Origin of the sequence: Saccharopolyspora dendranthemae, from assembly GCF_007829955.1 — a bacterium.
Classification (GTDB): Bacteria; Actinomycetota; Actinomycetes; order Mycobacteriales; family Pseudonocardiaceae; genus Saccharopolyspora; species Saccharopolyspora dendranthemae.
Map to the genome: position 1 here is coordinate 460,668 of NZ_VIWX01000005.1, position 14,108 is coordinate 474,775.

A 14,108-nucleotide genomic window follows, 5' to 3' on the forward strand; every position below is an offset into this window, starting at 1 on the left:
GACATGGACAAGACAGCGCAGACCGCGGCCGAGGCCGTCGCCGACATCGGTGACGGGTCGTCCCTCGCGGTCGGCGGGTTCGGGATGAGCGGGGTGCCGACCGCGCTGATCGCCGCTCTGCTGGAGCAGGGCGCGACGGACCTGGAGACGATCTCGAACAACCTGGGCGTCGACGGGTTCGGCCTGGGCACCCTGCTCCCGGCGGGGCGGATCCGGCGAACGATCGGGTCCTACATCGGCAACAACAAGGAGATGGCCCGGCAGTACCTCGCCGGAGAGCTCGAGGTCGAGCTGACGCCCCAGGGCACCCTCGCCGAACGACTGCGCGCGGGCGGATCGGGCATCCCGGCCTTCTACACGCCCGCCGGTGTCGGGACGCTCGTCGCGGAAGGCGGACTTCCGTGGCGGTACGCGGCGGACGGGTCGGTCGCGGTGATGTCGCCGGCCAAGGAGGTCCGCGCGTTCGACGGCGTCGACCACGTGCTGGAACACGCGCTGGTGCCCGATTTCGCGCTGGTGCACGCCTGGAAGGGCGATCGGCACGGCAACCTCGTCTACCGGCGGTCGGCCCGCAACTTCAACCCCGATTGCGCCGCGGCGGGGCGGGTCACGATCGCTCAGGTCGAGCACCTCGTCGAGCCTGGCGAGATCGACCCCGATTCCGTGCACACGGCCGGGATCCACGTCGACCGAGTGCTTCATGTGTCCGATGTGGACAAACCGATCGAGTTCAGGACGGTGCGCTGATGGCACTCACGCGGAACGAGATGGCGGCGAAGGTCGCCCAGGACCTGCCTGACGGCGCGTACGTCAACCTCGGCATCGGCATGCCGACGCTGGTCCCCGGGCACATCCCGCAGGGCCGGACGGTGATCCTGCACGCGGAGAACGGGATCCTCGGCGTCGGCCCGTACCCGAGCGAGGACGAGGTCGACGCGGACCTGATCAACGCGGGCAAGGAGACCGTCACGGTCAACGAGGGCGCGGCGTTCTTCGAGTCCTCGTCCTCCTTCGGCCAGATCCGCGCGGGCAAGCTCGACGTCGCCGTCCTCGGAGCGTTGCAGGTGGCGGCCAACGGTGACCTGGCGAACTGGGCCGTGCCCGGCAAGATGATCAAGGGCATGGGCGGGGCGATGGATCTCGTCCACGGCGCGAAGAAGGTCGTCGTGATGATGGATCACGTCGCCAAGGACGGCTCGCCGAAGATCGTCGAGAAGTGCGACCTGCCGATCACCGGGCTGGGCTGCGTCACCCGCATCGTCACCGATCTCGCCGTCATCGACGTCACCGCCGACGGGCTGGAGCTCATCGAGACCGCTCCCGGCGTCAGCGCGGACGAGGTCCGCGATCAGACCGCCGCCCCGCTGCGCGGGCGTGAGGAAGAGGAGGAATCTCGTGCGTGACGCCGTCATCTGCGAACCGCTGCGCACCCCCGTCGGCGCTTTCGGCGGTGGGCTGCGCGACGTTCCCGCGCACTCCCTGGCCACCACGGTGATCCGCGCGCTGATCGAACGGACCGGATTGGACCCCGCTGCCGTCGACGACGTGCTGCTGGGCCACTGCTACCCGACGATGGACGCCCCGGCGATCGGCCGGGTCGCGGCCCTCGACGCGGGCCTGCCGGTCAGCGTGACGGGGATGCAGATCGATCGGCGCTGCGGATCCGGCCTGCAAGCCGTGCTCTACGCCGCGATGCAGGTGCAGTCCGGCGTGGCCGAGGTCGTGCTGGCCGGTGGTGCGGAATCCATGTCGAACGCGCCCTTCTACTCCACCGGGATGCGCTGGGGCGTCAAGGGCGGCCCCGGCGTCATGCTGCACGACTCGCTGGCCCGCGGCCGGGTGACCGCCGGCGGGCAGAACCACCCCGTGCCCGGCGGCATGATCGAGACCGCGGAGAACCTGCGCCGGGAGTACGCGATCCCGCGCGCGGAGCAGGACGAGTTCTCGGTGCGCTCGCACGAGCGGGCCGCCCTCGCGCAGGCCGAGGGGCGATTCGACGACGAGCTCGTGCCCGTCGCGGTCCCGGGGCGCAAGGGCGACACCGTCGTCGGCGCCGACGAGCACATCCGCCCCGATTCGACCGCCGAGAAGCTCGCCTCGCTGCGACCGATGCTGGGCCGCGACGACAGCGAGGCGACGGTGACCGCGGGCAACGCCTCCGGGCAGAACGACGGCGCCGCGATCTGCGTCGTCACCAGCCCGGAGAAGGCCGCCGAACTGGGCCTCCGCCCGCTGGTGCGGCTCGTGTCCTGGGGCCTGGGCGGGGTGGCGCCCGCGACGATGGGCATCGGGCCGGTTCCCGCGACCGCCAAGGCGCTCGCGGCGGCGGACCTGACGTTGTCCGACATCGACCTGATCGAGCTGAACGAGGCGTTCGCCGCGCAGGTGCTGGCCTGCACCCGCGAGTGGAAGTTCACCGAAGCCGACTTCGACCGGCTCAACGTCAGCGGTTCCGGGATCTCCCTCGGCCACCCGGTCGGTGCCACGGGCGGTCGCATCCTGGCCACCCTCGCCAGGGAGATGCGCAGGCGCGATGCCCGGTACGGCCTGGAGACCATGTGCATCGGCGGAGGTCAGGGACTCGCCGCGATCGTGGAGCGGATCTGATGGGCGGGCCGCTGGAAGGCCTGCGGGTGGTCGAGTGCGCCAGCTTCGTCGCGGGTCCCACCGCCGGGATGACGCTGGCGCAGCTCGGCGCTTCGGTGATCCGGATCGACCCGATCGGCGGCGGACCGGACCACGCGCGCTGGCCCGCGGCCAACGGCGGAACCGGCGACTCCTACTACTGGACCTCGTTGAACAAGGGCAAGCGGTCGATCACCGTCGACATGCGCAGCGAGCGCGGGCGGGAGCTCGTGCTGGCGCTGGCGACCGCGCCGGGCGACGACCGCGGCGTGCTGGTCGACAACGTCGTCGGCAGGCGGTGGATGGCCAACGACGTCCTCACCGCCCGCCGGCCCGACCTGATCCACGTCAGGGTGCAGGGCTACCCCGACGGCCGGCCCGCCGTCGACTACACGGTCAACGCGGAGGTCGGCATCCCGGCGATCACCGGCGGCGAGGAAGGTGCCACGCCGGTCAACCACGTGCTGCCCGCCTGGGACCTGATCACCGGGTTGAGCGTGTCGACGGCCGTGCTGGCCGCGTTGCACCAGCGCGAACGCACCGGCCAAGGCGTCTACAGCGAGATCGCGCTCTCCGACGTCGCGCTGGCCGGAGTGGCGAACCTGGGATGGCTGTCCGAAGCCGCGGAGAACGGGCGGGACCGGCCGCGGCACGGCAACCACGTCTACGGCAGCTTCGGCGTGGACTTCGCCTGCTCCGACGGGAAGCGGGTGATGGTCGTCGCGCTCACCCCCGGGCAGTGGAAGGCGCTGGTCAGCGTCACCGGGACCGAAACCGTGTTCGCCGCGCTGGAGCAGGCGTTCGGCACGGACCTGACCGACGAGACCGAGCGCTACCGGCTGCGCGACACCATCGCCGCCGTGCTCAAACCCTGGTTCCTGGAACGGGATTCCGCGGTGGTCGCCGAGGAGCTCGACCGGGCCAGGGCGCTGTGGGGTCGCTACCAGGGCATGGCCGACGTCGTCACCGCGCACCGCGGCGGCGAGCACCCGCTGCTCGCCGACCTGCCGCTTCGCGACGGGCCCGCGGGGATCACCGCGCGGTCCCCGCTGCGCTGGAACGGCGAGCGCGGCGAACCCGGCGCGGCACCGGTGCTCGGCGCCGACACCGACCAGGTGCTCGCCGAGGTCCTCGGCCTCAGCGACGCCGAGATCGGCGAGCTGCACGACCAGCAGGTGGTCGGCGAGCGCGACCCCCGGCAGTGACACCGCTCAGGACCGTTTCCGGGAGTTCGGCTCAGCTCCCGGGAGATCGAGGAGTAGCTGGATGCCCGACGAACTCGCACCGACACCCGGAACCGGCGGACCGAGCCGGGCGGTGCTCCGCCGCGTAGGCGGCGCTGCGCTGCTCGGTTCCGCGCTGGAGTGGTACGACTACTTCCTCTTCGGTGCGGCGGCAGCGCTCGTGTTCGGCGAGGTGTTCTTCCCCTCGCAGGACCCGACCGTCGCGGTGCTGCTGTCACTGGCCACGTTCGGCGCCGGTTTCGTCGCACGTCCCGTCGGCGCGGTCGTCTTCGGCCGCATCGGGGACAAGTACGGGCGTCGTCCGGCGCTCGTGGCCACCGTCCTGGTGATGGGTCTGGCGACCACGGCGATGGCCCTCATCCCCTCGCACGCCAGCATCGGTGTCGGTGCCCCGATCCTGCTCGTCATCACGAGGTTGTTGCAGGGCATGGGATCCGGTGCCGAGTACAGCGGGGCGTCGGTCTTCGCCGTCGAGTACGCGCCGCCGAACCGGCGAGGCCTCTACGGTTCGCTGTCGGCCGCGGGCGTGTACCTCGGCATGGTCCTGTCCTCGGCCGCGGTCCTGCTCGTCACCACGCTGACCACGGAGGAGCAGTTCGCGTCGTGGGGCTGGCGCCTCCCGTTCCTGGCCAGCCTGGTGCTGGTCGCGCTGGGGCTGTGGATCCGCGCCCGGCTGGACGAGACTCCGGAGTTCGAGCGCGAGGTCGCCGAGGAGGGCACCTCCGGGCCGGGACCGTTGCGGACGGTGCTGCGCACCCAGTGGCGCAGCATGGTCCTCGTGGCCGCGCTGGTCGCCGCGCCGCTCGCCCTGAGCCATCTGTACCAGGTGTTCGCGCTGTCCTACTTGGACAAGAAGGGTTTCTCGTCCGGTCTCGGCACGCTGGGGCTGGTGATCGCGGGCGTCACGGTGATGATCACGGCGCCGCTGGCCGGCCTGGCCTCCGACCGCTTCGGCCGCCGGCCGGTCCTGATGACCGGGGCCGGGTTCGCCATCGCGTTCGCGTTCCCGTTCTTCTGGCTCGTCGACACCGGACAGCCGGTGCTCGCCGTGCTCGCCATGGCGACCGCGCAGGGCGGCAGCGTGGGCATCGCCTTCGGCGTCCAGGGCGTGCTGCTGTCCGAGCTGTTCAGCACCGGTGCCCGCTACAGCGGCGCCGCGATCAGCCGGGAAGTCGCGGCCGTGGTGTTCGGCGGTTTCGCGCCCTTCCTCGCCGTCGCCCTGTCCACCACCGCCGGCGGCGCACCGTGGCCGGTCGCGCTCTACGTGGTTGGCCTCGGACTCATCACGTTGATCGGCGGCTGGTTCGCACCGGAGACGGCGCGGCGCGGATTGGCCCGCTCGCGTCCCCCGACGTCAGAACCGGTCGAGGACGAGACCACGTCGCCCGCGCGGTAACCGACGAACTTCGCCAGGAGGAACGATGGCCAAGCTAGCCCAGACGTCCGGACTCACCGATGTGCAGTCGGAGATCCTTTCCACGGTCCGGTCTTTCGTGGACAAGGAGATCATCCCGCACGCGCAGGAGCTGGAGCGCTCGGACGCTTACCCGGCGGAGATCGTCGAGGGCATGAAGGAGATGGGGCTGTTCGGGATCACCATTCCCGAGGAGTACGGCGGCCTGGGCGAATCGCTGCTGACCTACGCGCTGGTCGTGGAGGAGATCGCGCGCGGCTGGATGAGCGTCTCGGGCGTGATCAACACGCACTTCATCGTGGCGCACATGATCTCCCGGCACGGGACGCCCGAGCAGAAGCAGCACTACCTGCCCAGGATGGCCACCGGTGAGGTGCGCGGCTCGTTCTCGATGTCGGAGCCCGACACGGGTTCGGACGTGGCGGCGATCAAGACCAGGGCGAAGCGCTCCGCCGATTCCTACACCGTCGACGGGTCGAAGATGTGGCTCACCAACGGCGGTTCGTCGAACCTGATCGCGCTGCTGGCCAAGACCGACGAGGGCGCGGAGAAGGCGCATCAGAACCTGACGACGTTCCTGGTCGAGAAGCCCGAGGGGTTCGGCGAGGTGGCGCCGGGGCTGACGATCCCCGGCAAGATCGACAAGATGGGCTACAAGGGCGTCGACACGACCGAGGCCGTGTTCGACGGGTTCGAGATCGGTGCGGACCAGGTCCTCGGCGGCGAGTCGGGCAAGGGCTTCTCGCACATGATGGACGGCATCGAGGTCGGCCGGGTGAACGTTTCGGCGCGGGCGTGCGGCATCGCGATCCGGGCGTTCGAGCTCGCCGTCGACTACGCCCAGCAGCGGCAGACGTTCGGCAAGCCGATCGCGCAGCACCAGGCGATCTCGTTCAAGCTCGCGGAGATGGCCACGAAGGTCGAGGCCGCGCACCTGATGATGGTCAACGCGGCCCGCTTGAAGGACTCCGGCGAGCGCAACGACGTCGAGGCCGGGATGGCGAAGCTGCTCTCCAGCGAGTACTGCGCGGAGGTGACCCAGGATGCGTTCCGCATCCACGGCGGTTACGGCTACTCCAAGGAATACGAGATCGAACGGCTGATGCGGGAGGCGCCGTTCCTGCTCATCGGCGAGGGCACCAGCGAGATCCAGAAGACCATCATCAGCCGAGGACTGCTGCGCGAGTACCAGAACCGCGGCTGACGGCGTTCTCGGTGCGAGGCCTGAAGGAGTGAGGACATGGACGACACGACTGGATTCCGGCCGCGGCGCTGCTGCCTCTCGGTTCCGGGCACCGACCCCGGCATGATCGACAAGGCCATTCGCGCGGGCGCGGACGAGGTGGTGGTGGACCTGGAGGATTCCGTTCCACCGCAAGGGAAAGCAGCGGCGAGGGAGCGGGTCGTCGAGTGGCTCACCACCGCCGACGACCCCGGCGTCGCGCTCGCCGTCCGGGTCAACCCGCCCGGTTCACCGTGGTGCCACGCCGACGTCGAGGCGTGCGCACGAGTCCGCGGTGTCCCGTTCTCGCTCGTGCTGCCCAAGGTCGAGACGGTCGGAGACCTCGCGTTCGCCGACCGGTTGCTGACCGGGGTCGAAGCGGCGGCGGGGAGAGCCGAACGGCTCGGGCTGCAGGCGTTGATCGAGACGGCGACCGGGCTGACCAACGTCACCGAGATCGCGGCGGGCTCGGACCGCCTGCGCGCGGTGATCCTGGGCTACGCCGACCTCGCCGCTTCGCTGGGCCGCAGCGGCACTCCGGTTCCGGGCGCCTGGTTGCCCTCGCAGCACGCCGTGCTGGCCGCCGCCCGCGCTGCGGGGATCGCCGCCGTCGACGGCCCGCACCTCGGCGTCGGAACCGGCGAGGACTTCTCCGCGGAGGTCGAGTGCGCGGCGAACCTCGGCTTCGACGGGAAGTGGGTCATCCACCCGCGCCAGGTCTCACCGGTCATCGCCGCGTTCACCCCGGACGACGCGGAGGTCCGGAACGCGCGCCAGGTGCTGGACGCGCTCGCGACGGCGCACCGCGAAACCAGCGGCGCCGTGGAGCTGGACGGGCAGATGATCGACGAAGCGGTCGCCGTCGCCGCCCGTCGTACCCTGGCCAAGGCAGGTGCGGCGTGATCGCCGAAGGGCCGTACTTCGACGAGTTGACCGTCGGACAGGTCTTCGACTCCGCACCAGGATTGACGCTGACCTCCGGGCTGGCCCAAGCGCACCGCTCCATCATCGGCGAACGCCTGGCGCTGCCGTTGGACGACGGGCTGGCGGCCTCGGTGACGGGCGACCCGGCGCTGGCCTCGCCCGCGCTGGTGTGGGACGTGGCGATCGGCCAATCCACGTCGGTGACGCACCACGTGAAGGCCAACCTGTTCTACCGCGGGTTGGTGTTCCGCCGCGCACCGCACCTGGGCGACACGCTGCGCAGTCGCACGGAAGTCGTTGCTCTGCGCCAGAACCGGGCGCGCGAAGGGCGCAGGCCCACCGGGCTCGCCGCGCTACGCATCACCACCGCCGACCAGAACGGCGAGCCGGTGCTGGACTTCTGGCGGTGCGCCATGCTGCCGTTGCGCGACCCGGCGGCGCGAACCGGCCACGCGGACGATCTCGATGCCGTCGGAACGGCGGCGTCGACCGAGTCGCTGACGGCCGTCGTCGACGGGTGGGACCTCGACCCCCTGCGCGGGCGCGATCCCGGTTCGGCTGACCTGGCCGAGGGGCAGGTGATCGAGGTCGGGGGCGGCGACGTCGTCTCCAGCGCGCCCGAGCTGGCCCGGCTCACGCTCAACGTCGCCGAGGTGCACCACGACGCCGCGGCCGGTGGCGGCACCCGGCTGGTCTACGGCGGCCACACCATCGGCCTCGCGCTGGCCCAGACGACGCGGGCCCTGCCGGGCATGGCGACCGTGACCGGCTGGCACAGCTGCGATCACCTCGGCCCGGTGTTCGAAGGTGACACGCTGCGCAGCGCGATCACCGTCGAACGCCTGGAACCGGCGCGCAACGGGACGCTGGCGCACCTCCGCAGCCGGGTGACCGCGGACGGCGCGGAGCAGCGGGACGTCCTCGACTGGAGGTTCGCGGCGCTCCTGCCGTGACGCGTGCGCTGCGCTGGGCGCGGTCAGGCTGGACGCTGAGACCGGAGTCGTCAAGGGAGCCCGACGAGGAGGGGAGCCCGTGCAACCCGCCGCGTTCTGCTGCGCCCACGTCCCGGGACCGCGGTCGTGACAACCGACCGCGGCCGGGACCCGGGCGAGCTCTGGACCATCGGGCACGGCACCAGCTCGAAGCCGGAGTTCCTCCACCCGCTGATCGAGCACGGCATCGAGCTCCTGGTCGACGTGCGCGCACTTCCCGGATCGAGGCGCAACCCGCAGTTCAACGCCGACGAGATGCCGCAGTGGCTCGACGGGATCGACTACCTGCACTCCTCCGAGCTCAGCGGTCGGCGCAAGCGGCAGGACGTCGCTCCGGAGATCAACGCCGGCTGGCACAACGCCAGCTTCAAGAACTACGCGGACCACACCCTGACCGAGTCCTACCAGCGGGGTCTCGCACGGCTGCGAGCATCGGCGGCTGACCGCAGGACCGTCGTCATGTGCGGGGAACCGGTGCCCTGGCGGTGCCACCGCCTGCTGATCGCCAACAGCCTGGTCGCCCGGGGCTGGACGGTCTGGCACCTCATCGGCGACGGACGACCCCACCGCCACGAACTGGGCGAGTGGGGCGCAGAACCGTCCGTAGCAGCAGACCGCACGGTCACCTACCCGACCTGAGCGGGCAGAGCATGATCTCGACTTCTCGGCCGGTTCTGGCGCCTGCGGCCCGGAGCCGCGCGGTTCCCTGACTTGGGGGTGGGCGCCCCCAGCAGGACTCGAACCTGCGACCTAAGGATTAGAAGTCCTTTGCTCTATCCGGCTGAGCTATGGGGGCCGTTCGGTGGGCGGTATGCCCGACGTTGTGCAGCAAGGAGGGTAGCGGTCGGCCGCATCGCATGTGCGAACGACGCGGCAACGTTGCCGAGCCGGTACACAACGGCAAGCTTTTCGACAACCGGCGAGCGGACTACGCGGGGGGCAGTTTCTGCAGGGCCGCGGTGGTCAGGCCGAAGAGCCGCTCGGCCGTGTCCGCAGCTGAGGCGTCCTTGAGCGACAGCATCGTCAGCAGCGATCTGTCCGATCTGATCGCCGTCGCGGCCGTGCAGGTCTGGTAGCCCGTGACCGGTTCGCAATACAGCCAGCTGGAGTAACCCCGCACGTCCACTTCGACGCCGCGCGGTTGCCGCTGGGCGATCGCCGGGAACGGCTCGTGGAAACCGGCGGCGGCCGTGTTGTCCGGACTGTCCGGGCTGCCGCCGAGCAGGTGCGCGCAGGCGCCCGGCACCGGGCTGCCCGGGTGCGGTGGGCCCGCCACGCCCCCGACAGGGGTGAGGTCCTCGGGTGAGAGCAGACCGCACGCGTCGGCATCGCCGCGCGGGGCCGGGATGCGGGGTGGCTGCGCGATCGCCGAGCGGGTGTGCGGCGCCTCGGACTCGGGTTGGTCCAGGAAACCCGCCGCCGGGACGGGTCGACCGGCCACGTCGGTCGAACAACCGCTGAGCGCCGATCCACCGATCAGGACGCACAGCGCGAGCACCCGCGGTAGGCGGTGACGGACATTCGGCACGGGGTAACCGTAGCGGCGAGGAGTGCGGGAGACCACGCCCAGGTGTGCCCTCCTGACCGGTGATGCCGACGCCGGGGCCGTTACGCTCGGTACGTGCCATCAGAGTCAGTCGCCGAACCGAATTCCAGGCGCAGTGCTTCCGGCACGGTCGGCGTGCTGGTCTTCACCGCAGGAGTGCTCGCGGCGTTGATCGCCGCCGCTCTGACCGCGCTGTCCGCCGGAGCCAACTACGCCCTCCTCGGACTGCCCGATCCCGGTCCCGTCACCCAGTACGGCCTGCCGGTGGTCCGGGTCATCGCCGAGACCGGGGCCGTGGTGACCATCGGTTCGCTGCTGCTGGCAGCCTTCGGCATCCCCGCGAGCCGCTCCGGCGCGCTGCTCGCCGACGGCTACGCGGCGGTCCGCGCCGCCGGCTGGGGCGCATCGGCATGGTTCGTCGGTGCCGCCCTGATGGTGCCGTTCATCTGCGCCGACGCCACCGGGCGGCCGGTGAACGACGTGCTCAGCGCCGAGGTGATGTTCGGCCTGATCGACGCGCTCGAAGAAGCCAAGGCCTGGGCGTTGACCGCGCTGATCGCGTTCCTCGTCGCGGTGGCCTGCCGGATCGTGCTGTCCTGGGGCTGGACGGTGGTCACCTTCGCCCTCGGTCTCGCCGGGCTGATGCCCGTCATCGCCACCGGCCACTCCGCCAGCGGCGGTGCTCACGACATCGCCACCAACAGCCTGCTGTTCCACCTGGTCGCAGCCGTGCTGTGGGTCGGCGGACTGATCGCCCTGATCGCCCACGCGGCTCGTGGCGGGGCGCACCTCCCTCTCGTCGCCCGCCGGTTCTCGGTGATCGCACTGATCAGCTGGGTCGCCATGGCGTTGTCCGGGGTGATCAACGCGCTCGTGCGGGTCTCGCCGGAGCAGCTGTTCGGCTCCACCTACGGACTGCTCGTCCTGCTCAAGATCGCGGGCCTGCTCGTCCTCGGCGTCTTCGGATACCTGCAGCGCAACAAGGCCGTCGCACGCCTGGAGGAGGGATCGTCCGGGCTGCTGCGACTCGGCGCCCTCGAAGTGCTGATCATGTTCGCCACCCTCGGCGTCGCGGTCGCGCTCGGCCGCACCCCGCCGCCCGGCGGCTACGCCATCGTGCCCAGCCGCACCGAGCTGATCATCGGCTACACCCTCGACGCACCGCCGGACCTCTGGCGGCTGCTGTTCGACTTCCGCTTCGACCTCGTCTACGGCACGGCGGCCCTGGTCCTGGCCGGCCTCTACCTGTGGGGCGCGCACCGACTCAAGGCCAGGGGAGACGCGTGGCCCGTCGGGCGGACCATCGCCTGGCTGTGCGGCTGCCTGACGATCCTCGTCGCCACCTCCGCCGGTGTCGGCCGCTACGCGCCCGCCGTGTTCAGCGTGCACATGGGCCAGCACATGCTGCTGTCCATGCTCGCCCCGGTGTTCCTGGTGCTGGGCGGACCGACCTCACTGGCGCTGCGCGTGTTCAAGCCCGCCGGCAAGAACCAGCCCGCCGGGCCGCGCGAATGGCTGATGGCGTTCGTCAACTCGCCGCTGACCCGGCTGCTCACCCACCCGATCGTCGCGCTCGTGCTGTTCGTCGGCTCCTTCTACGGGCTGTACTTCACCGGGCTGTTCGACCTCGCCCTCAACCAGCACTGGGCGCACCTGGCGATGAACGCGCACTTCCTGCTCGTCGGCTACATCTTCTACTGGCCGGTGATCGGCATCGACCCGGCGCCTCGTCAGCTGCCGCCCATGGGCAAGGTCGGCCTGGTCTTCGCCTCCATGCCCTTCCACGCCTTCTTCGGCATCGCCCTGATGATGTCCGCCAAACCCATCGGCGGTGACTTCTACCGCAGCCTCGACCTGCCGTGGTTCGTCGACCTGCTCGCCGACCAGCGGCTCGGTGGCGGCCTGGCCTGGGCTTCCGGTGAGGTCCCGCTGGTGGTGGTGATGCTGGCCCTGCTCATCCAGTGGTCCAGGGCGGATGATCGGCAGGCTCGGCGGATCGATCGGAAGGCGGATAAGGATGGGGATGCCGATCTCACCGCCTACAACGAGATGCTGCGCCGGCTCGCCGAGAAGGACTGATCGGTTTTTCAGGGCTTGGCCCGTGCGGTGCGAGTTCAGCTGTCAGCGGTCCTGCTGGGTGGCCGCGCTCGTTCACTGACAAGACTCCGTGGTCTTGCTGCTTCGCGGTGCCGGAAGCGGAACCTCAGACGTCTTCTGGGTCCGGGATCCGAGACTTGAGTATGAACGGATACGCGGCGCTACGGCTGTCCTCCCCAGAAGACGTCTGAGAACCCGCGGCGGTGCGAGTTGCTCAGGTGGGGTAGTGAGGAAGCGGCTTCGCCGCTTGCCTGACGTCTGGGCTTCGCCGGTTGCTTGACGTTCGTGCCTTGTCGCTCGTTCGGGTTGCGGGGGCCCGCGTGTGTGGGGGTGGGTGGGACGCAACTACGATTCAGGGCATGGCCGAGTTCATTTACACCATGAAAAGCGTGCGCAAGACGCATGGTGACAAGGTCATCCTCGATGACGCGACCATCCAGTTCTACCCGGGCGCCAAGATCGGTGTCGTCGGGCCGAACGGGGCTGGCAAGTCGACCGTGCTGCGCATCATGGCGGGACTCGACCAGCCGAACAACGGTGAGGCGTTCCTCTCCCCGGGTTACACCGTGGGCATCATGCAGCAGGAACCGCCGTTGAACGAGGAGAAGACGGTCCTCGGCAACGTCGAGGAGGGCGTCGGCGAGATCAAGGTGAAGCTCAACCGCTTCAACGAGATCGCCGAGCAGCTCGCGACCGACTACTCCGACGAGCTGATGGAGGAGATGGGCAAGCTCCAGGAGGACCTGGACCACGCCGACGCGTGGGAACTGGACTCCCAGCTGGAGCAGGCGATGGACGCCCTGCGCTGCCCGCCGCCGGACGCCGAGGTGAAGAACCTCTCCGGTGGTGAGCGACGGCGAGTCGCCCTGTGCAAGCTGCTGCTGAGCAAGCCCGACCTGCTGCTGCTCGACGAGCCCACCAACCACCTCGACGCCGAGAGCGTGCTCTGGCTGGAGCAGTTCCTGGCCAATTACCCGGGCGCCGTCCTGGCCGTGACCCACGACAGGTACTTCCTGGACAACGTCGCCGGCTGGATCCTGGAGCTCGACCGCGGGCGCACCTACCCCTACGAGGGCAACTACTCCACCTACCTGGAGAAGAAGCAGGAGCGCCTCGCGGTCCAGGGCAAGCGCGACGTCAAGCTGCAGAAGCGCCTCAAGGACGAGCTCGAGTGGGTCCGCTCCAACGCCAAGGCCAAGCAGACCAAGTCGCGTGCCCGCCTCTCCCGCTACGAGGAGATGGCCAACGAGGCGGAGAAGACCCGCAAGCTCGACTTCGAGGAGATCCAGATCCCGCCGGGCCCGCGCCTGGGCAACACGGTGGTCGAGGTCGACAAGCTCAAGAAGGGCTTCGACGAGCTGCTGATCGACGGGCTGTCGTTCAGCCTGCCGCGCAACGGCATCGTCGGCGTCATCGGCCCGAACGGCGTCGGCAAGACCACGCTGTTCAAGACGATCGTCGGGCTCGAAGAGCCGGATGACGGGACCGTCAAGGTCGGCGACACCGTCAAGCTGTCCTATGTGGACCAGAACCGCGCGAACATCGATCCGAACAAGAACGTCTGGGAGGTCGTGTCCGACGGACTGGACTTCATCCAGGTCGGCCAGGTCGAGATGCCCTCGCGGGCCTACGTCAGCGCGTTCGGATTCAAGGGCCCCGACCAGCAGAAGCCGGCGGGCGTGCTCTCCGGTGGTGAGCGCAACAGGCTCAACCTGGCGCTGACGCTCAAGACCGGCGGCAACCTGATCCTGCTGGACGAGCCGACGAACGACCTGGACGTCGAGACCCTGGGCTCGCTGGAGAACGCGCTCGAGCAGTTCCCGGGCTGCGCTGTGGTCATCTCCCACGACCGCTGGTTCCTGGACCGCGTCGCGACTCACATCCTCGCGTGGGAAGGCGATGACGAGAACCCGGCCAAGTGGTTCTGGTTCGAAGGTAACTTCGAGGGGTACGAGCAGAACAAGATCGAGCGGATGGGTGCCGACGCCGCCCGCCCGCACCGGGTCACTCACCGCAAGTTGACCCGCGGCTGATCGGAGGCGCC

12 protein-coding genes and 1 tRNA gene are annotated in these 14,108 nt (G+C 70.0%); 11 read left to right on the forward strand and 2 right to left on the reverse strand.

The genetic code is table 11. From position 1 onward, the window contains the following. Positions 1 to 3 precede the first annotated feature (3 nt). The 9 genes from FHU35_RS23880 to FHU35_RS23920 all read left to right on the forward strand — a co-directional run bounded on the left by FHU35_RS23880 (position 4) and on the right by FHU35_RS23920 (position 9,060). Positions 4 to 747, forward strand: a complete 744-nt coding sequence (locus FHU35_RS23880) for a CoA transferase subunit A (RefSeq protein WP_145743499.1) — start codon at positions 4 to 6, stop codon at positions 745 to 747. Continuing rightward, positions 747 to 1,403 (forward strand): 3-oxoacid CoA-transferase subunit B, encoded by a 657-nt coding sequence (locus tag FHU35_RS23885; RefSeq protein WP_145743502.1) that lies wholly within the window; start codon positions 747 to 749, stop codon positions 1,401 to 1,403. Before FHU35_RS23880 ends, FHU35_RS23885 begins: the two co-directional genes overlap by 1 nt. Continuing rightward, positions 1,396 to 2,607: an acetyl-CoA C-acetyltransferase gene (locus FHU35_RS23890; protein ID WP_145743504.1), complete on the forward strand. Its 1,212-nt coding sequence runs from the start codon at positions 1,396 to 1,398 to the stop codon at positions 2,605 to 2,607. Before FHU35_RS23885 ends, FHU35_RS23890 begins: the two co-directional genes overlap by 8 nt. Continuing rightward, a complete protein-coding gene (locus FHU35_RS23895) occupies positions 2,607 to 3,830 on the forward strand; it encodes a CoA transferase (RefSeq protein WP_145743506.1) in 1,224 nt (407 codons plus the stop codon). The genes FHU35_RS23890 and FHU35_RS23895 overlap by 1 nt, the downstream gene beginning before the upstream one ends. A 61-nt stretch (positions 3,831 to 3,891) precedes the next feature. Beyond that, on the forward strand, positions 3,892 to 5,265 hold the full coding sequence (locus FHU35_RS23900) for an MFS transporter (protein ID WP_145743508.1): 1,374 nt from the start codon (positions 3,892 to 3,894) through the stop codon (positions 5,263 to 5,265). 25 nt (positions 5,266 to 5,290) lie between these two features. Beyond that, on the forward strand, positions 5,291 to 6,487 hold the full coding sequence (locus tag FHU35_RS23905; protein WP_145743510.1) for an acyl-CoA dehydrogenase family protein: 1,197 nt from the start codon (positions 5,291 to 5,293) through the stop codon (positions 6,485 to 6,487). 36 nt (positions 6,488 to 6,523) lie between these two features. Continuing rightward, positions 6,524 to 7,408: an HpcH/HpaI aldolase/citrate lyase family protein gene (locus FHU35_RS23910; protein ID WP_145743512.1), complete on the forward strand. Its 885-nt coding sequence runs from the start codon at positions 6,524 to 6,526 to the stop codon at positions 7,406 to 7,408. Further along, on the forward strand, positions 7,405 to 8,382 hold the full coding sequence (locus tag FHU35_RS23915; RefSeq protein WP_145743514.1) for a MaoC family dehydratase: 978 nt from the start codon (positions 7,405 to 7,407) through the stop codon (positions 8,380 to 8,382). The genes FHU35_RS23910 and FHU35_RS23915 overlap by 4 nt, the downstream gene beginning before the upstream one ends. Positions 8,383 to 8,508: 126 nt before the next feature. Further along, a complete protein-coding gene (locus FHU35_RS23920; RefSeq protein ID WP_145743516.1) occupies positions 8,509 to 9,060 on the forward strand; it encodes a DUF488 domain-containing protein in 552 nt (183 codons plus the stop codon). Between the two features lie 83 nt (positions 9,061 to 9,143). Here FHU35_RS23920 and FHU35_RS23925 read toward each other — a convergent pair. Together FHU35_RS23925 and FHU35_RS23930 are read right to left on the reverse strand one after the other, a co-directional pair. Then, positions 9,144 to 9,217: transfer RNA gene (locus FHU35_RS23925), tRNA-Arg, on the reverse strand. A gap of 132 nt (positions 9,218 to 9,349) precedes the next feature. Further along, positions 9,350 to 9,949 carry a DUF3558 domain-containing protein gene (locus FHU35_RS23930; RefSeq protein WP_246110533.1) on the reverse strand — a complete coding sequence of 200 codons (600 nt, stop codon included), beginning with the start codon at positions 9,947 to 9,949 and terminating at the stop codon, positions 9,350 to 9,352. 93 nt (positions 9,950 to 10,042) lie between these two features. On the opposite strand from FHU35_RS23930, the gene FHU35_RS23935 reads away from it, so the two are divergent. Continuing rightward, a complete protein-coding gene (locus FHU35_RS23935; RefSeq protein WP_145743518.1) occupies positions 10,043 to 12,046 on the forward strand; it encodes a bifunctional copper resistance protein CopD/cytochrome c oxidase assembly protein in 2,004 nt (667 codons plus the stop codon). Between the two features lie 377 nt (positions 12,047 to 12,423). Continuing rightward, entirely contained in the window at positions 12,424 to 14,097 is a 1,674-nt protein-coding gene (ettA, locus tag FHU35_RS23940) for an energy-dependent translational throttle protein EttA (protein WP_145743521.1), read from the forward strand. Positions 14,098 to 14,108: the final 11 nt, after the last annotated feature.